This is a genomic window from Rugamonas apoptosis (assembly GCF_014042355.1).
Lineage (GTDB): Bacteria > Pseudomonadota > Gammaproteobacteria > Burkholderiales > Burkholderiaceae_D > Rugamonas > Rugamonas apoptosis.
On the sequence record NZ_JACEZU010000006.1, the window covers coordinates 272,815 to 290,856 of the forward strand.

Consider the following 18,042-nt stretch of genomic DNA (forward strand, 5'->3'; position numbering starts at 1 on the left):
GCCGGACAGGCCGAGCGCGGGCGCGGTGATGTTGCAAGCTGTCGATGACATGGCGCTCCTCCTAATAATTCACGTTGATCGAAAAGCCGGCCGTGCGACGGGCAGTGCGAAACGGCGGCGGCTTGCGCACGGGGGCGCCGGCGAAGCCGTCGAACTGCAGCGTGCGCCACTGGCCGCGCAGCCCCAGCACCGCGCCCGTCAGGCGCTTGCCCACCAGGTTCGCGCTGGATGGTCCCGCTACTTCGCCATGGTCCAGGCCCACATACAGTTCCTGCGCCGACGCGCCCAGCGGTACGCCGATTTCGTTGCGCAACAGCCAGCCCCGTTCAGCCACCAAGCTGTTCTCGCCGTCGAAGCCGCGTACCGTATAACGGCCGCCGATGGCGAACCGGTCTTGCGCGATCAGAGTGGTGCGGTTGTGCTGGCTGCGCCAAGCACCCTGGTAGCGCAACTGCTGCCCGGCCACGGTGAACGGCACGCCGATGGTGGCGTCGGTGGCGATCAGGCCGAAGCGCGACGTGCCCTCGCCGCGCGCCTCCTCGACCGCCCGCTGGGCGTGCCAGGCGCCCGTCCCACGGCGGTAATTGAGGTGCAGTTCCAGCGTCGCCGGGCCGATGGTGGCGCGCTGTTCGAGGCCCATTTCCCAGCCGGCCATGCGGCGGCGCTGGACTGCCACTTCCGTGTCGTCGATGAAATTGCGCGATGAACGGGCCCAGCCCCGCAGCGATACCGTGCTTTTGCTGACGGCGTCGCGGTACACCACGCGTGCCAGCTTAAGGTCGCCATTCTTGCTCTCACCGCTGTAGGTATAGGCCTGGAACGCGCCCGGCACCGACTGGCGATAGCGGTTGTGGGCGGCCGTGGCCCCCAGCAGCCAACGGCCGTAGGGCAGCGAATAATGGGCGGTGGCACCCTGCCCGCTGGACTGGGCGTGGCTCAGGGCGTGATTGACGCTGATGAAGAACAGATCGTTCAGCGCCAACGGGTGATCGTAGGAAATCGTCATCGCCGCCTGGTATTTGCCGGTAGCGGCGCTGCCGGAGTCGTCCAGGGACAGACTGGCCCGCAGTGGCCAGCCTTGCCGCCACAGGACGGCCAAGTCGCTGTCGCCCGGGCCCGCGCCCGCGCCCTCGGCCGGCAGGATCTGGATGTCCGCATCGGCCGTCGGGACGCGCTTGAAGTTTTCCAGCCCCTGCTCGACGGCGCGCAAGTCAAGCAGCTCGCCCGGCGCGACCGGGATCGCGTTCCACAACGTGGCGCGCGCGCCGCTGCCGGGCAAGGTGCGGATGGCGCGCACCCGCCCCGCGATCAGCGTCAGCTTGAGCGTGCCACCGCTCAAGTCCTGCGGCGCCACCAGCACCCGGGTGGTGACGTAACCGCGCGCGAGAATGGCGTTTTGCACGCGCTGCAGCACCTGGTCGATGGCCCGCGCCCCCAGGCAGTGGCCGAGCGGGTTGTCCGGCTGGCCCGTCTGCGCCACGCCTGCCGCCGCCAGCGCCCACTGGAAGCGTGCGGCGGCCTCCCCCTCCAGCACCATGTGCCCGATGACAAAGCAGGGCGATTCATCGAAGCGCAGACGGCCGCCATCGGACGGGCCTGCGCCCGTCGGCAAGCGCACTTCGGGCTGGCGTTCGAACTGCTCGCGCAGCGCGCGGGCCCGCTCTTGCTCGCGCAGCGCTTCCTGGTTGGCCGCCGCCTCCTGCGATATCGCCTGGCTCCAGGCGCGCGCCGCCGGCCAGGCAGCCAGCGCCAGCGCCAGCGCCAGGCGGCATGCGAGACCGGCACGCGTGGCCGTGGCCGGAGCCGCAAACGACGGGGTGCGCGCGGGCCTGCGGCCGGCGCGGGTGCGCGCCGCCAGGCCGTCCCGCGGCACGGGAAGCTGATACATGGGTGTCCTCTGATTGTTGAGAAAAGCGGCGACGGCCAGTGGCGGCCATACCTGCCCGGAGACATCGCAAGCGATGCGGTCCCGATCAGGGATCAGGCAAGCATTTGTACTGCTGCTGGCGTGGTGGATGCAGGCGTCATCACCGGCCGCCGGCCTGCCAGGATGGCGGGTGCGGCGCGCGGGATAACGCAAGGTCATCGATCAATGCAAAAACAGCAATTAGCGAAAATATTATAACCAAGTGTAATAAATATTTCCACACGGATACAAAAGTTTTTTGAAAATAAAGATGGGCGATTCGCTAATTTTGTGACGGTTGGAGAGATTTATCCGGGCAGCGCTGTGCTACACGCGCGCGGCGGGAGGCTGTGGCTGGGCCGGGCTACACGCGGCGTCAGGCCGGGCGTCAGGCCGGCAGTTGCAGCCGGTAGCCGACGGCCGTTTCCGTCAACAGGTAACGGGGCTGGGTGGGGTCGTCCTCCAGCTTGTGGCGCAGGTGGCCCATGTAGATGCGCAGGTAGTGACCGTTCTCGGCCTGCGACGGGCCCCACACGGCACGCAGCAGCTGGGGATTGGTCATCACGCGCCCGGCGTTGGCCACCAATACCGCCAGCAACCTGTATTCGGTCGGCGTCAGGTGCACGTGCTGGCCGTCGCGGGTCACGCGCCGGTTCGGCAAATCCACCTCCACCGCGCCAAAGCGCACCGGCCCCGCATTGCCGGCGGCGGCCGGCTGGCGCTGGCGGCGCAATGTGGCGCGCACCCGCGCCAAGAGCTCTCCCACGCCGAACGGCTTGGTCAGGTAATCGTCGGCGCCGGCGTCGAGCGCGCGGATCTTGTCGGCCTCGTTGGCACGGGCCGACAGCACGATCACCGGCACGGCCGACCATTTCCGCAGGTCGGCGATCAAGTCCACGCCATCGCCGTCGGGCAGGCCCAGGTCCAGCACCACCAGGTCCGGCTTGCGGGTGCCGGCGTCGATCAGCCCGCGCTGCAACGTGACCGCCTCGTGCACCAGCCAGCCCTCGTCCTCCAGCGCGCCGCGCACGAAGCGGCGGATCTGCGGTTCATCCTCGACCAACAGCGCGATCGGCATCGGTTCATTCATCGGTGAGTCCTGGTCGTTCTGGTTCTGGTTCTGGTTCCGGCTCGGGCAACGGCGGCGGGCTGCCCACGGGCAGCGAAAACACGAAGGCCGCGCCGCCGGCCGGCGATGACGCGGCATTGATCTTGCCGCCATGGGCTTCGACGATGGCGCGGCAGATGGCCAGCCCCAATCCCACACCCGGCTTGGCTGATTCCCGTTCACCACGCGTGAATTTCTCGAAGATGGCTTCCTCACGGCCGTGCGGCAGACCGGGTCCGTCATCATAGACCATCACGTCCACCCAAGTGCCGCGCGGTTCGGCGGCCACCGTCACGTGCGAACCGGGCGGCGTGTACTTGGCCGCGTTCTCCAGCAGGTTGCACAGCACACGCTCGATCAGCACGGCGTCGAAACGCAGCAGCGGCAAGTCCGGCGCCAGCCGGGTGGCCACCACGTGCGCCGCCAGTTGAGCCCCGCTCACGCGCAGCGCGCTGCCCACCACCTCCTCCAGCGGTTGCCATTGCAGGTTGAAGGTCACATCGCCGCTCTGGATGCGGGCCATGTCGAGCAGGTTGGACACCAGTGCGCTCATGCGGCGCGCCTCGTCGTGCAGCGCGTCGGCCAGCGCCAGCTGGGGCGGCGCCAGCGGCGGGCGCGAGCCGGCCAGCGATTCGGACATGCCCACCAGTGACGTGAGCGGCGTGCGCAAGTCGTGCGACAGGGCCGCCAGCAGCGAATTGCGCAACCGTTCCGATTCCATGTTCACCAGCGCGTCCTGCGCCACTTCGATGTAGTGCACCCGCTCCAGCGCGATGGCGGCCAGGGTGGCGAAGGTGTCCAGGTGCTGGCGCTGTTCCGGCACCATGATCCAGCGCCGGTGCTCGGGCTGGATGGCCAGCACGCCGCGGGTGCGCATGGGCGCCACCAGCGGCAGGTAGAAGATGCGGCTGGCCGGCAGCGTGTCCGTGCCCAGGCCTGCGCATTCGGCGTGGTCGAACGCCCACTGGGCGATGCCGGCGTCGAATACGGCCATGTGGGCCATGGCGGCGGCATCGGACGGGTCTTGCGGCGGCAGCTTGAGCCGGCCGCCGGCGTCCGGCACCAGCAGCGTGGCGCGGGCCCGGAACGCGCTCTGGATGAAACGCTGGGTGATCTCGAAGATCTGCTCCGTCTGCAGCGCGCCGGACAGCTCGCGCGCGTACTCGTACAGCGCGCGCGAGCGGGCCTCGCGGCGCGACGCCACGTGCGCCTGGAAGCGCAGGCCGGCCGTCAGGTGGCCCGTGATCAGGCCCACGGCCAGCATGACGGCGAAGGTGACCAGGTATTGCAGGTCGGAGATGGCGAACGTGAAGCGGGGCGGCACGAAGAAGAAGTCGAAACAGGCCACGCTGACGCAGGTGGCCACCACGGACGGGCCGCGTCCGAAACGTACCGCCACCAGCAGCACGGCCAGCAGGAACAGCATGGCGATGTTGGCCAGGTCCAGGTAGGCCAGCATGGGCGTGGCCAGCAGCGCCGTGGCCAGGCTGGCGGCGCCGGCCCACAGGTAGCCGGCCATGCGCTTGCTGTCGTCCTCCTCGCCGTCGCCATCCGCGTCGGCGCGGGCGCGGGGCGGCGCGGGCTGCTCATCCTGGCGCGGGGCGCCGATCTCGATCAGGTCGATCTCGGGCGCCTGCTCGGCCACGCGGCGCAGGTGGGAATGGCGCGCTGGCCAGCGGTGCCGGCGCTGGCGGCGCGCCATGACGATCTTGGACAGGTTGTGGCCGCGCGCGTAGTCAGCCACGGCCGCCGCCACATCCTCGCCCGACAGCACGGCCGTGGTGGCGCCCAGGCTTTCGGCCAGCTTGAGGGTGTTCAGTATCCGTTCCCGTTCGCCGGCCGGCAGCCGTTGCAGGGCCGGGGTTTCCACGTAGACGGCGTGCCAGGCCGTGCCCAGCTGGCTGGCCAGGCGCGCCGTGCTGCGTACCGTGTGCTCGGCGCCGGGACGGGGACCGACGCAGGCCAGCAACGCAGCGCCCGTCTTCCAGATATCGCCGATCGATTGCTCGACCCGGTAGGCGCGCACGTCGCCCTCGATACGGTCGGCCGTGCGGCGCAGTGCCAGTTCGCGCAGCGCGATCAAATTGCCTTTGCGGAAAAAATTCTGCGACGCGCGCTCGGCCTGCTGTTGCTGGTACACCTTGCCGCCCTTGAGGCGGGCCAGCAATTCGTCAGCCGGCAAGTCCACCAGCACCACTTCGTCGGCCTCGTCGAACACGGTGTCGGGCAGGGTCTCGGCCACGCGGATGCCGGTGATGCCGCCCACCACGTCGTTCAGGCTTTCCAGGTGCTGCACATTGACGGTGGTGAGCACGTCGATGCCGGCGTCCAGCAATTCGCCCACGTCCTGCCAGCGCTTGGGGTGGCGCGAGCCGGGCGCGTTGGAGTGGGCCAGCTCGTCGATCAGGATCAACGGCGGGCGGCGCGCCAATGCCGCGTCAATGTCGAATTCGGCCAGTTGCTTGCCGCGATAGTCGAGCTGCCGCAGCGGCAGCACGTCCAGCCCTTCGAGCATGGCGGCCGTCTCGCTGCGGCCGTGGGTTTCGATCACGCCCACCAGCACAGGCTGGCCGTCGGCCTGCAGCTTGCGGGCGGCCGCCAGCATGGCGTAGGTCTTGCCTACACCGGCGGAGGCGCCGAAATAGATGCGCAGCTTGCCCCGCGCCGCCTTGCGTTCCTGGGCCTGCACTTGCGCCAGCAAGGCGTCCGGGTCGGGTCGTTCGCTATCGTTGGGAAACATGGATACCTATCGAAATGGCCGACAGCGGCCAGTTTAACGCTTCTGGCCACGCTTTTGGCCCGATGCCGCGTCCAGCGCCAGGTTCAGTGCCAGCACGTTGACGCGCGCCTCGCCGAAGAAGCCAAAATATTGGTTCTGGCGGTGGGCCGCGATCAGCGCAAATACACGCTCAGGGCTCAGCTGGCGGACGGCGGCCACGCGGCGCGCCTGGTACTGGGCGGCGGCCAGGCTGATCTCGGGATCGAGGCCGCTGCCGGATGCCGTCACCAGGTCAACCGGGATCGGCAGCTCGTTGTTGGGATCGGCGGCACGCAAGGCGGCCACGCGGCCTTTGACAGCGTCGGTCTGGGCCGGATTGTTGGGGCCCAGGTTGGAACCGCTGGAACCGGCGCCATTGTTGGGCATGGGGCTGGTGGCGGATGGGCGTCCCCAGAAATAGCGGGGCGACGAGAAGGCCTGGCCGATCAGTTCCGAGCCGACGGGTTTGCCACCGGCCTCGATGATGCTGCCGCCGGCCTGCGCCGGGAAGGCGGCGGCGCCCACGCCGGTGACGGCCAGCGGATACAGCACGCCGCAAATGATGGTCAGGGCGCCGAACAGGACGACGGCGGGACGGATGGTGGAAAAGAATTTGGAAGACACGATGGCTCCAGAGTGTAAGGCCCCGCCCGCGCGCACGCGGGCCGGGGCGGACTGGTTAGACGAGATGGAACATGGCCAATACCATGTCGATCAACTTGATGCCCGCGAACGGCAGGATGACGCCGCCCACGCCGTAAATCCAGATGTTCCGGCGCAGCAACGCGGCGGCGCCGATGGCGCGGTAGCGCACGCCCTTGAGCGCCAGCGGGATCAGGAACACGATGATGAGCGCGTTGAAGATCACGGCCGACATGATGGCCGAGTTGGGGCTGGCCAGGTGCATCACATCCAGCGCCTTCAAGGCCGGATAGGTGCCCACGAAGGCGGCCGGGATGATGGCAAAGTACTTGGCGATGTCGTTGGCGATCGAGAAGGTGGTCAGCGAGCCGCGCGTCATCAGCATCTGCTTGCCGATCTCCACGATCTCGAGCAGCTTGGTGGGGTTGGAATCAAGGTCCACCATATTACCCGCCTCCTTGGCGGCCTGGGTGCCCGAGTTCATGGCCACGGCCACGTCGGCCTGGGCCAGCGCGGGGGCGTCGTTGGTGCCGTCGCCCGTCATGGCCACCAGCCGGCCTTCGGCCTGGTAGCTGCGGATCAGTTTCAGCTTGTCCTCGGGCGTGGCTTCGGCCAGGAAGTCGTCCACCCCCGCCTCGGCTGCGATGGCGGCCGCCGTCAGCTTGTTGTCACCCGTGATCATCACGGTCTTGATGCCCATGCGGCGCAGTTCCGCGAAGCGCTCCTTGATGCCACCCTTGACGATGTCCTTCAACTCGACCACGCCCATCACGCGGCTGCCGTCCACCACCACCAGCGGCGTACTGCCCCGGCGCGACACGTCGTCCACGGTGCGCGTGACCTCGACCGGATACGGCTGGCCCAACGCCTCCACATGCTTTTTGACCGTGTCGGCCGCGCCCTTGCGCACGGCGCGCTCGCCGATGTCCACGCCACTCATGCGGGTGTTGGCGGAGAACGGCACGAAAGTGGCGTGCAGCGATGCCATCTCACGTTCGCGGATGTTGAAGCGCTGCTTGGCCAGCACCACGATGCTGCGCCCTTCCGGCGTTTCGTCGGCCAGCGAAGCCAGTTGCGCCACGTCGGCCAGCTGCTGCTCCGTCACACCGGGCGCGGGAAAGAAGGCCGACGCCTGGCGGTTGCCCAGCGTGATGGTGCCCGTCTTGTCGAGCAGCAGCACGTCCACGTCGCCGGCCGCCTCCACGGCGCGGCCGGAAGTGGCGATCACGTTGGCCTGCATCATGCGGCTCATGCCGGCCACGCCGATGGCCGACAGCAGGCCGCCGATGGTGGTGGGGATCAAACACACCAGCAGCGCGATCAGCACCGTGATGGAAATCGGGCTGCTGGCGATGCCGGCCGCCTTGGCCGCGTCCACCGAGAACAGCGAGAACGGCAGCAGCGTCACCGTCACCACCAGGAACACGATGGTGAGCGCCACCAGCAGGATGGTCAGCGCGATCTCGTTGGGGGTCTTCTGGCGCTTGGCGCCTTCCACCATGGCGATCATGCGGTCGAGGAAAGTCTCGCCGGGGTTGGCCGTGACCTTCACCACCAGCCAGTCCGACAGCACGCGGGTGCCGCCGGTGACGGACGAGAAGTCACCGCCCGATTCGCGGATCACGGGCGCCGATTCGCCCGTGATGGCGCTTTCGTCGACCGAAGCCACGCCTTCCACCACTTCGCCGTCGATGGGGATCACGTCGCCCGCTTCCACCAGGATGACATTCCCCTTGCGCAGCTCAGTGGCGGCCAGCGGCGCCCAGGTGGCGCCGTGCCGCGGGCTGGCCAACTTCTTGGCCGTGACGGTCTGCTTCAGGCTGCGCAGCGAGGCCGCCTGCGCCTTGCTGCGGCCCTCGGCCAGCGCTTCGGCGAAGTTCGCGAACAGCACCGTGAACCACAGCCAGATCGAGGTCGCCAGGATGAAACCCGATGGCGCCTCGCCCTGCCCCACCAGCGACTGCACATACAGCAGCGAGGTGATGATGCTGCCGACGTAGACAACGAACATCACAGGGCTGCGCAATTGCGTGCGCGGACTGAGTTTCTTGAACGAGTCCACGATGGCCGGCATCACCAGCTCCGATTCGAACAGCTTGAGCTTTTTGGCGGGCGGATTGGTAAAGATCGTCATCTCGGGTTGAGAAGTTTGGGTGTTTGACATCTTGAGCTCCTGGGATTAGCGGGCGAACTGCGGCGCGAACAGCTGCAAGTGTTCGACCACCGGGCCGAGCGCCAGCGCCGGAACGTAATTGAGCACACCAACCAGCGCCACCACGCTCACCAGCAGGCCGATGAAGATGGGACCGTGGGTGGGCATGGTGCCGGCGTTGGCCTCCAGCCGCTTCTTGCCAGCCAGCGAACCGGCGATGGCCAGGATGGGCACGATCATGGCGAAGCGGCCGAACCACATGGCAATGGCCAGCATGGTGTTGTAGAACGGCGTGTTGGCGGACAGGCCGGCGAAGGCGCTGCCGTTGTTGTTGGCGGCCGAACTGAAGGCGTACAGGATCTCCGAGAAGCCGTGCGCGCCAGGGTTGGTGATGCCGGCCTTGCCGGCGTCCATCATCACGGCGATGGCGGTACCGGCCAGCACCAGCGTGGGCGTGACGAGGATGGCGATCGAGGTCATCTTCATTTCATACGACTGGATCTTCTTGCCCAGGTATTCCGGGGTACGGCCTATCATCAGGCCGGCGATGAACACGGCCAGGATGGCGAAGATCAGCATGCCGTACAGGCCCGAACCCACGCCGCCGAAAATCACTTCGCCGAACTGGATCAGCAGCATGGGGATCATGCCGCCCAGTGGCATGAACGAATCATGCATGGCATTGACGGCGCCGCAGGAGGCGGCCGTGGTGACGGCGGCGAACAGGGTCGAGGCGCTGATGCCGAAGCGGGTTTCCTTCCCTTCCATGTTGCCGCCGGCCTGCAGGGCGCTCATCTGCTGGTCCACGCCCAGCGCCTGCAGCGCGGGGTGGGCCTGCTGCTCGGCGCTCATGACGGACACGGTGCAGACCACGAACAACAGCGTCATCGCGGCCAGCACGGCCCAGCCCTGGCGCGGGTCGCCCACCATGCGGCCGAAGGCGAAGCACAGGCCGGCCGGGATGATGAAAATGGCGATCATCTGGAAGAAGTTCGACAGCGGCGTCGGATTCTCGTACGGGTGGGCGGAATTGGCGTTGAAGAAGCCGCCGCCGTTGGTGCCCAACATCTTGATCGCTTCCTGCGACGCGACCGGGCCCATGGCGATGGTCTGGGTGGTGGCCGTCAGCGTTTCCGTGACTGGTTCACCCTTGGCGTCCTTCAGCGGCTGGCCGTCGGCGCCCACTTTTGGCTGGGTGTAGGTGACGGGGTCGAGCAGCGTCACTTCCTTATAGGCCGAGAAGTTCTGGATCGCGCCCTGTCCCACCAGGAATACGGCGAACACCAGCGACAGCGGCAGCAGCACGTACAGCGTGGAACGGGTGATATCGACCCAGAAGTTACCAATGGACTTGGCCGAGCGCGACGAGAAGCCGCGGATCAGCGCATAGGCGACGGCCATGCCGGTGGCGGCCGAGAAGAAGTTCTGACCCGCCAGCACCAGCATCTGGGTCAGGTAGCTCATGGCTTGTTCGCCCGAGTAGCCTTGCCAGTTGGTGTTGGAGACAAAACTGACGGCCGTGTTGAACGCCGAATCCGGGGAGATGTTGGCCATGGCCTGCGGATTCAGGGGCAGCCATTGCTGCACACGCTGCAGGCCGTACACGGCCAGCGCACCCAGGGCGTTAAACATCAGCAGGGCCACGGCGTAGGCTTTCCAGCCCTGGCCTTCGACCTTGCCGTCCTTACTGTCTTGGTCCACGATGCCGGCAGCGCGGTACAACAGCCGCTCCACCTTGCCCAGCCAGCCCAGGCCGGGGATAGCCGAGCCGTCGCCCACACGGGTGAGTACAATGCCCAGCGGGTAGGCCAGGGCCAGCAGCACGACGAGGAACAGCGCCAGCAGCATGAATGATTGCGTGGTCATCACAGTTCCTCCGCCTTGAGCAGAGCCACCACCAGATAGACCAGCAGGCCGGCCGAGGCCAGCGCCCCGATCACATAAAAGGTGTTCATTGCTGGCCTCCCAGCTTGTCGCAGCCGGCGGCAAAAGCCACCGTCACGGCCAGGAAAGCCACCATCGCACCAATAAAAACGATATCCATTTCGCCCCTCACGAGTCTTGTTTTGACAAGGAGAAGGTTATCGAGATCGATCTAAAAGTGGTGTAAAGACTCGGGGATGGGGTGTAAACAAGCCGTAAAAATCCTGCCGGGGGTCAGGCGTCTTTCTCGACAAAGCGCTTGAGGCGGGATAGCGCCTGTTCCCACTCGCGGCCGATGGCGTCGAGCGCACGCCTGGCGTCGTTGATGCTGGCCGCTTCCAGCTGCCACAAACGCTCGCGGCCCAGCCGGACGTCGCTGACGACGCCCGCCTCGGCCAGCACATGAAGGTGCTTGGTGACGCCCTGGCGGCTGATCGCCGTGCCCTGGGTCAGCTGGGCGATCGACAGCGCGCCGCCGGCGCTCAGCGCCGACACCAGTTTCAAACGGGTGGGGTCGCCCAGCGCCGCGAATACATGGGCCAGTTCCGGGTCCGGCGCGGACGCGCCGCCCGTACCGGCCTTGCCGTGGTGTTGCGTGCTACTGGCTGACATAGCGCTCCACGTTCTTGAGTTGGAACTCCCAGCCGCCCTCGTGCATCTCGAAGGCCTGGCGGCGGCGATGTTGCGGGATCTGGTCGAAGCCCGATTCGACCACGGTCAGCAGGATGCCTTGGCCCGGTGCGTCCTTGAGGGTGAAGGTCACCAGCGTGGGCTGCTCCTGGGTGTAGTCGATGGTCTGGTCCATCGGGTAGGGATGCCAGTGGAAAGACAACAGGTCCTGCGGCTCGATGCGGTCCAGCACCACGTCCAGGAAGATGTGCTCCATGCCTTCCATGGTCATTCGTCCACGCGCGCGCTGGCCCGGCTTGAAAGTCTGGCCCGCCATGTCGGCGCCGAACCAGACGCCGAATTGCTCGGCGTTCGACAAGGCGCGCCATACGTGCTCACGGGGTGCTTTGATCAGGATACTGCGTTCGATACGGTCGGTTTCCGATGCGGTTGTCATGCTGCGGTTCTCCTTTCCATTCGTCTGCGGTTGTGCAACCACGTGGTTGCCAGATCAGGATAGGACACACACCGGAGAAATGCAACCATTTAGTTGCATATGATGAGCACGGTGCACGCGCGGCCTGCAAGGGCCGCATGCGCACCGCTCAGGTCAGAAGGTCTTGCTGACGGAGACCACCAGCGCCGTCTTGCCGAGGAATTTGCCGTTGGCCGGCGACGCGTAAGCCGCCTCGCTGGCGTTGGTGCCGATCACGGCCAGCGCGCCGCTGACCACGCCGAAGTCCTTGGTCACGCCCAGCTTCCAGTCCGTGTAGCTGGCCACGTCCGTGCCCTTGACTGTCTGGTGGCCCGCGTGCAGGTTGACGGTCAGGCCTTCCGCCACGTCGATGTTGGCGCCCACGTCCAGGTAGCCGCTGTTCTTGCTGTCGACGTAGCCGAACAGGTTAGTCAGCGCGTGCGAGTACTTCACGTAGGCCGGGCCGTAGCCAAGCTGGCCGTAGATCTCGGTGGTGTTGGCGTTGGCGAAGCCGGCCACGTGGCCCAGATCATTCGACGGGTAGACATAGCTCAGCACACCCACGTCATACGACACGGCCTCCGTCACCTGTCCCCGCTTGCCCGCGTACAGGTCCCATTCGATGTCGCCGCCGCCGCCCGCGTCCTTGGTCCACTTGATGGTGGACAGCCAGGTACCGGCATAGAAACCCGTGGGGTTGTTGGTGTAGTCGAAGCCGCCCTGCAGCGCCGGCTTCAAGCGGGTTTGCGAAATGCCGCGATAACGGTAGTCCGACACGACAGCGGCATTAAAACTCGTTTCGTTATCCGGTTTGGCGGCCGGTGCGGCGTCCTCCGCGCGGACGGCGCCGCCGGCGAAGGCGGCCAGGATGGCGGAGGCAAGTATCAGTTTCTTCATGTTCTGGTTTCTCTCGGTGTTGGAGGATGAGACGCACACGCAGGGTGGCATGCGGCCCGATTGCCGCTCCGCGCGACGGCGGAGCGAGAGCAACCAGCTTAATGAGAGTGTTGTAAAAACGGTCTAAAAAGGCAGGGAGGCGCTGTAAACGCCGCGTATAAATGCGGTGCCGCGCTCAGGCCATGCCCATCAGCTTCTTGATGGTGGCCCGCAGCAGCGGGTCCGTCACCGGCAGGTCGAGCAAGCCTTCGGCGCCCGCCTCATTGCCTTTGCGGGCGTCGTACACGAAGGGCGGCGCCACCAGCATCACGACGGCCGGCTGCAAGGGGCCGGCGCAGGCGCGCAGTTCGGCGCACAACAAATAGGGATCGAGATGGATGGCGGTGTGGATCAGCGCCACGGACACGGCCCGCGCGCCGCAGGTGAGCAGCGCCTCCGTCTCGCTGCCGGCCCACTCCACGGGGATGCCCAGCGGCTGCAGCAGCTTGCCCAGATGGGTGGCGAAGGTGGCGTTGTGGTCCACCACCAGCACCGTGCCGCGCACGGGGCGGCGCCGCATGGCCGCGTAGTCGGCCGGGTCGGTCAAGTCCAGGTCCAGCCGTTCGCGCCGGCGCCGCTCGGGCAGCGGCGGCATGCCGGCCGCAGTCAGCTTGGCCAGCGCGTCGGCCCGGCACGCCACCAGTTGCGCCAGTTCGGCGTACACGGCATCCCAGTCCAGCGGCCGCTCCAGGTGGGGATACGGCAGGGCCAGCGCCGGCGTGCCCAGGATCAGGGCCGGCCGGATGGCGCCCGCCGTCAACGCCGACAGCGCGGCCAGCGCCTTGAAGTCGTCGCCGTTGGCGATCAACAGGTCGGGCTCTTGCAAACTGTGTTCGGACAGGCAAAAATACGCCGGCCCCGGCCCGGGTGCGCGTTCCAGCTGGAGCGCCACGGCCTGCGCCTCGTCTGGCGCGAAGCCGAGCAGGCGTACGGCGAAGGGAAATTGCGCGGTTGGCATGAGATTTGAGGTGTTTTTTCGTATTTAACCACAGTTTGCCCCCCATCCCGGCCGCGCGAATACCACCACCACGGCCCGTTGAGGATAGAATACGCAGGCGCCCTAATAAGCCTGTACATAAACCCAGTATCGAATTGATAAGCCTGACCACGTATGGCCACTAAAAAACCCGTATCCGACTACAGCGAATCATCCATCCGCGTCCTCAAGGGCCTGGAACCCGTCAAGCAGCGCCCGGGCATGTACACCCGCACCGAGAATCCGCTGCACATCATCCAGGAGGTGATCGACAATGCCTCCGATGAAGCGCTCGGTGGCCACTGCAAGAACATCATCGTGACCCAGAACGCGGACGGCAGCATCACCGTGGAAGACGACGGCCGCGGCATCCCCGTCGGCCTGCACCCGGAAGAAGGCGTGCCGACCGTCGAAATCGTGTTCACCCGCCTGCACGCGGGCGGTAAGTTCGACAAGGGCTCGGGCGGCGCCTACGCCTTCTCGGGCGGCCTGCACGGGGTCGGCGTTTCGGTCACCAACGCGCTGTCCAAGCGGCTGGAAATCACGGTCTGGCGCAAGGAGCCGGACGGTAATGGCCTGCACAAGCTGGCCTTTGAACACGGCGACGTGGTCGAGCCGCTGTCGTCGGCCCCCGCGCCGCGCGACGGCAAGAAGTCCGGTACCCGCGTCACGGCCTGGCCCGACGCCAAGTACTTCGATTCGCCCCTGATCTCGCAGGTGGAACTGCAACGCCTGCTGCGCTCCAAGGCCGTGCTGCTGCCCGGCGTGTCCGTCACGCTGACCAATGCCAAGACGGGCGACACCCAGACCTGGCAATACAACGAAGGCTTGCGCGGCTACCTGACGGAAGCGCTGGCCCAGTGCTCCAACGGCGAAACCGTGATTCCCCTGTTCGAAGGCGCGCAATTCGCCGGCCCGGACGCGGAAGGCTTTGCCGAGGGCGAAGGCGCGGCCTGGGTGGTGGCCTGGACCGAGGAAGGCGCCGTGGTGCGCGAATCCTACGTCAACCTGATTCCCACGCCGAACGGCGGCACCCACGAATCGGGCCTGCGTGAAGGCCTGTTCGGCGCCGTGAAGAACTTCGTCGAGATGCACTCGCTGCTGCCCAAGGGCGTCAAGCTGCTGCCGGAGGACGTGTTCGCGCGCGTCTCGTTCGTGCTGTCGGCCAAGGTGCTGGACCCGCAGTTCCAGGGCCAGATCAAGGAGCGCCTGAACTCGCGCGACGCGGTGCGGCTGGTATCGACCTTCGCCAAGCCGCCGCTGGAACTGTGGCTGAACCAGCACGTCGAATACGGCAAGAAGCTGGCCGAACTGGTGATCAAACAGGCCCAGTCGCGTTTGCGCTCGCTGCAGAAAGTGGAAAAGAAAAAATCGTCCGGCGTGGCTGTTTTGCCGGGCAAGCTGACGGACTGCGAATCGTCGGACGTGCAGCGCAATGAACTGTTCCTGGTCGAGGGTGATTCGGCCGGCGGTTCGGCCAAGATGGGCCGCGACAAGGAATTCCAGGCCATCCTGCCGTTGCGCGGCAAGGTGCTCAACTCGTGGGAAACGGACAAGGACCGCCTGTTCGCCAACAACGAGATCCACGACATCGCCGTGGCCATCGGCGTCGATCCGCACTCGGTGGGCGACGCGCCCGACCTGTCCGGCCTGCGCTACGGGAAGATCTGCATCCTGTCCGATGCGGACGTGGACGGCTCGCACATCCAGGTGCTGCTGCTCACGCTGTTCTTCCGCCACTTCCCGGCGCTGATCGCCAAGGGCCACATCTGCATCGCCCGCCCGCCGCTGTACCGCGTGGACGCGCCGGCGCGTGGCAAGAAGCCGATCCAGAAGCTGTACGCGCTCGACGACGGCGAACTGGTGGCCATCGAAGACAAGCTGCGCAAGGACGGCGTCAAGGACGGCGCCTGGGCCATTTCCCGCTTCAAGGGCCTGGGCGAGATGAACGCCGAACAGCTGTGGGAAACCACCATGAACCCGGACACGCGGCGTTTGCTGCCGGTGGCGCTGGGCGAATACGCCCACACGGAATCGGCCGCCCGCTTCAACATGCTGATGGGGAAAGGCGAAGCGGCCGCCCGCCGCGCCTGGATCGAGGAACACGGCAACGAAGCCGAAGCCGACATCTGATCCCCCCGAGAATACATAACGACTAGACCATGACTCAAGCTAATCTCTTTGACGATCCCCTGCCGGATCCGGACGACGCGGGCACGCCCGGCGGCCCCACCGACGGCGGCGAAACGCTGACCCTGTCCACCTTCGCCGAACGGGCCTACCTCGATTACGCCATCTCCGTCGTCAAGGGCCGCGCCCTGCCCGACGTATGCGACGGCCAGAAGCCCGTGCAGCGCCGCATTTTGTACTCGATGAACGAACTGGGGCTCAATTCCACCGCCAAGCCGCGCAAGTCGGCCACCGTGGTGGGCGACGTGCTCGGTAAATTGCACCCGCACGGCGACCAGTCGGTGTACGACGCGCTGGTGCGCATGGCGCAGGACTTCTCGCTGCGCTACCCGCTGATCGACGGCCAGGGTAACTTCGGCTCGCGCGACGGCGACGGCGCGGCCGCCATGCGGTACACGGAAGCCCGCTTGACCCCGATCGCCCGTTTGCTGCTCGACGAGATCGACCTGGGCACGGTGGACTTCCAGCCCAACTACGACGGCTCGTCCGAGGAACCATCGCTGCTGCCGGCGCGCCTGCCCATGGTGCTGCTGAACGGCGCCTCCGGTATCGCCGTCGGCCTGGCCACGGAAATCCCGTCGCACAACCTGACCGAAGTGGCGCAGGCCACCGTGGCCATGATCCGCAATCCCAAGATCGGCCACGACGAGCTGATGACGCTGATCCCCGGCCCGGACTTCCCCGGCGGCGGCCAGATCATCACCCCGCCATCGCAGATCCAGGACATGTACGCGACCGGCCGCGGCAGCATGAAAGTGCGGGCCCGCTGGAAGATCGAGGAACTGGCGCGCGGCCAGTGGCAAGCCGTGGTCACGGAACTGCCGCCCGGTACCTCGTCGCAAAAGGTGCTGGAGGAGATCGAGGAACTGACCAATCCCAAGGTCAAACTGGGCAAGAAGGCGCTGTCGCCGGAACAGCTGGCACTGAAATCACTGATCCTCAATTCGCTCGACACCATCCGCGACGAATCGGGCCGCGCCGCGCCGGTGCGCCTGGTGTTCGAACCGAAGTCGAAGAACCAGGACCAGACCGAATTCATGCTGATGCTGCTGGCGCATACGTCGCTGGAAACGTCGGCCTCGATCAACCTGGTGATGATAGGTGGCGATGGCCGTCCACGCCAAAAGGGCCTGGGCGAGATCCTGCAGGAGTGGATCGACTTCCGCTTCGAGACGGTGACCCGGCGCAGCAAGTACAAGCTGGGCAAGGTGAAAGACCGCATCCACATCCTGGAAGGCCGCGAGACCATCCTGCTCAACATCGATGAAGTGATCCACATCATCCGCAATTCGGACGAACCGAAAGCGGCCCTGATCGCACGCTTCAACTTGTCGGACCGCCAGGCCGAAGACATCCTGGAAATCCGCCTGCGCCAACTGGCGCGCCTGGAAGCGATCAAGATCCAGCAGGAACTGGCCGAACTGCGCAAGGAAGAACAGACGCTGCAAGACCTGCTCGACAACCCATCGTCCATGAAGCGCCTGGTCATCCGCGAGATCGAAGCGGACGCCAAGCTGTTTGGCGACGCGCGCCGCACCCTGATCGAGGAAGCGCAGAAGGCCGTGGCCGAACAGAAGGTGGTGGACGAACCGGTCACCGTCATCATTTCGGAAAAAGGCTGGGTACGCGCGCGCACCGGCATCGGCCACGACGCCACCCAGTTCACCTTCAAGGCTGGCGACGCGCTGTACGGCGCGTTCGAATGCCGCACGGTGGACACCCTGCTCGGCTTCGGCAATAACGGCAAGGTGTATTCCGTGCCGGTGGCCGCGCTGCCCAACGCGCGCGGCGATGGCGTGCCGATCACCACGCTGGTTGATTTGTCAGGCGGCGCCCGTATCCAGCACTACTACGCGGGACCGGCCACCACCCAGCTGATGCTGTCCACCACGGCCGGTTATGGCTTCCTGGCCAAGGCCGGCGACATGGTCAGCCGCATCAAGGGAGGCAAGGCCTTCATCACGCTGGACGAAGGCGATCTGCCGCTGCCGCCAGCCGTGGTGCCGGGTACGGCCAATGCCGTGGCGGTGGTGTCGGAAGGTGCGCGCCTGCTGGTGTTCGGCCTGGACGAGATGAAGACGCTGGCCAATGGCGGCCGTGGCGTGATCCTGATGGAGCTGGACGCCAAGGAAACCCTGGTGGCGGCCCGTCCGATCAGCCAGAAAGGTGTGCTGATCAACGGCATCGGCCGTGGCGCCAAGCCGCAGGAACTGCGGATCGTCGGCGAAACGCTGCTGGCCCACATCGGCAAGCGCGCCCGCAAAGGCAAACCGCTGGCGTCGAAGATCAAGCCGGAGACGCTGACGGCCATCGTCTAACTAACGCCAACGCGTAAACGTAAATGGGGACGTAACACATTTTCAAATG

Annotated in this window: 13 protein-coding genes; 2 read left to right on the plus strand and 11 right to left on the minus strand. The window is 66.3% G+C overall.

Going from position 1 to position 18,042, the window contains the following annotated elements:
• Positions 1–61 precede the first annotated feature (61 nt).
• The 11 genes from H3H39_RS14030 to H3H39_RS14080 all read right to left on the minus strand — a co-directional run bounded on the left by H3H39_RS14030 (position 62) and on the right by H3H39_RS14080 (position 13,467).
• Positions 62–1,888, minus strand: coding sequence for a ShlB/FhaC/HecB family hemolysin secretion/activation protein (locus H3H39_RS14030; protein WP_182154001.1), 1,827 nt, complete (start codon positions 1,886–1,888; stop codon positions 62–64).
• A gap of 406 nt (positions 1,889–2,294) precedes the next feature.
• On the minus strand, positions 2,295–2,996 hold the full coding sequence (kdpE, locus tag H3H39_RS14035; RefSeq protein WP_311196922.1) for a two-component system response regulator KdpE: 702 nt from the start codon (positions 2,994–2,996) through the stop codon (positions 2,295–2,297).
• Complete coding sequence (kdpD, locus tag H3H39_RS14040) at positions 2,989–5,754, minus strand: two-component system sensor histidine kinase KdpD (RefSeq protein ID WP_182154002.1); 2,766 nt, start codon at positions 5,752–5,754, stop codon at positions 2,989–2,991. The genes kdpE and kdpD overlap by 8 nt, the downstream gene beginning before the upstream one ends.
• A gap of 33 nt (positions 5,755–5,787) precedes the next feature.
• Positions 5,788–6,396, minus strand: a complete 609-nt coding sequence (kdpC, locus tag H3H39_RS14045; RefSeq protein ID WP_182154003.1) for a potassium-transporting ATPase subunit KdpC — start codon at positions 6,394–6,396, stop codon at positions 5,788–5,790.
• A 55-nt stretch (positions 6,397–6,451) separates the two neighbouring features.
• Positions 6,452–8,548 (minus strand): potassium-transporting ATPase subunit KdpB, encoded by a 2,097-nt coding sequence (gene kdpB, locus H3H39_RS14050; RefSeq protein WP_182154117.1) that lies wholly within the window; start codon positions 8,546–8,548, stop codon positions 6,452–6,454.
• 45 nt (positions 8,549–8,593) lie between these two features.
• Entirely contained in the window at positions 8,594–10,432 is a 1,839-nt protein-coding gene (kdpA, locus tag H3H39_RS14055) for a potassium-transporting ATPase subunit KdpA (protein WP_182154004.1), read from the minus strand.
• The gene (kdpF, locus tag H3H39_RS14060; RefSeq protein ID WP_182154005.1) at positions 10,432–10,521 is read right to left on the minus strand and encodes a K(+)-transporting ATPase subunit F; all 90 of its coding nucleotides are present in this window, start codon (positions 10,519–10,521) and stop codon (positions 10,432–10,434) included. Before kdpF ends, kdpA begins: the two co-directional genes overlap by 1 nt.
• Before the next feature lie 202 nt (positions 10,522–10,723).
• Positions 10,724–11,101 (minus strand): ArsR/SmtB family transcription factor, encoded by a 378-nt coding sequence (locus H3H39_RS14065; RefSeq protein ID WP_182154006.1) that lies wholly within the window; start codon positions 11,099–11,101, stop codon positions 10,724–10,726.
• Positions 11,088–11,555, minus strand: coding sequence for an SRPBCC family protein (locus H3H39_RS14070; protein WP_182154007.1), 468 nt, complete (start codon positions 11,553–11,555; stop codon positions 11,088–11,090). The genes H3H39_RS14065 and H3H39_RS14070 overlap by 14 nt, the downstream gene beginning before the upstream one ends.
• Positions 11,556–11,708: 153 nt before the next feature.
• Positions 11,709–12,470, minus strand: a complete 762-nt coding sequence (locus H3H39_RS14075; protein ID WP_182154008.1) for a TorF family putative porin — start codon at positions 12,468–12,470, stop codon at positions 11,709–11,711.
• A 175-nt stretch (positions 12,471–12,645) separates the two neighbouring features.
• Positions 12,646–13,467, minus strand: a complete 822-nt coding sequence (locus H3H39_RS14080) for a response regulator (RefSeq protein ID WP_182154009.1) — start codon at positions 13,465–13,467, stop codon at positions 12,646–12,648.
• Between the two features lie 153 nt (positions 13,468–13,620).
• On the opposite strand from H3H39_RS14080, the gene H3H39_RS14085 reads away from it, so the two are divergent.
• Positions 13,621–15,618 (plus strand): DNA topoisomerase IV subunit B, encoded by a 1,998-nt coding sequence (locus tag H3H39_RS14085; protein ID WP_182154010.1) that lies wholly within the window; start codon positions 13,621–13,623, stop codon positions 15,616–15,618.
• A gap of 29 nt (positions 15,619–15,647) precedes the next feature.
• Complete coding sequence (parC, locus tag H3H39_RS14090) at positions 15,648–17,993, plus strand: DNA topoisomerase IV subunit A (RefSeq protein ID WP_182154011.1); 2,346 nt, start codon at positions 15,648–15,650, stop codon at positions 17,991–17,993.
• Positions 17,994–18,042 lie beyond the last annotated feature (49 nt).

What these genes read in the sequence shown, in the direction of transcription:
- H3H39_RS14030 (WP_182154001.1), bottom strand. Translation starts at nt 1,888, where the DNA reads ATGTATCAGCTTCCCGTGCCGCGGGACGGCCTGGCGGCGCGCACCCGC.
- kdpE (WP_311196922.1), bottom strand. Translation starts at nt 2,996, where the DNA reads ATGAATGAACCGATGCCGATCGCGCTGTTGGTCGAGGATGAACCGCAG.
- kdpD (WP_182154002.1), bottom strand. Translation starts at nt 5,754, where the DNA reads ATGTTTCCCAACGATAGCGAACGACCCGACCCGGACGCCTTGCTGGCG.
- kdpB (WP_182154117.1), bottom strand. Translation starts at nt 8,548, where the DNA reads ATGACGATCTTTACCAATCCGCCCGCCAAAAAGCTCAAGCTGTTCGAA.
- kdpA (WP_182154004.1), bottom strand. Translation starts at nt 10,432, where the DNA reads ATGACCACGCAATCATTCATGCTGCTGGCGCTGTTCCTCGTCGTGCTG.
- kdpF (WP_182154005.1), bottom strand. Translation starts at nt 10,521, where the DNA reads ATGAACACCTTTTATGTGATCGGGGCGCTGGCCTCGGCCGGCCTGCTG.
- H3H39_RS14065 (WP_182154006.1), bottom strand. Translation starts at nt 11,101, where the DNA reads ATGTCAGCCAGTAGCACGCAACACCACGGCAAGGCCGGTACGGGCGGC.
- H3H39_RS14070 (WP_182154007.1), bottom strand. Translation starts at nt 11,555, where the DNA reads ATGACAACCGCATCGGAAACCGACCGTATCGAACGCAGTATCCTGATC.
- H3H39_RS14075 (WP_182154008.1), bottom strand. Translation starts at nt 12,470, where the DNA reads ATGAAGAAACTGATACTTGCCTCCGCCATCCTGGCCGCCTTCGCCGGC.
- H3H39_RS14080 (WP_182154009.1), bottom strand. Translation starts at nt 13,467, where the DNA reads ATGCCAACCGCGCAATTTCCCTTCGCCGTACGCCTGCTCGGCTTCGCG.
- H3H39_RS14085 (WP_182154010.1), top strand. Translation starts at nt 13,621, where the DNA reads ATGGCCACTAAAAAACCCGTATCCGACTACAGCGAATCATCCATCCGC.
- parC (WP_182154011.1), top strand. Translation starts at nt 15,648, where the DNA reads ATGACTCAAGCTAATCTCTTTGACGATCCCCTGCCGGATCCGGACGAC.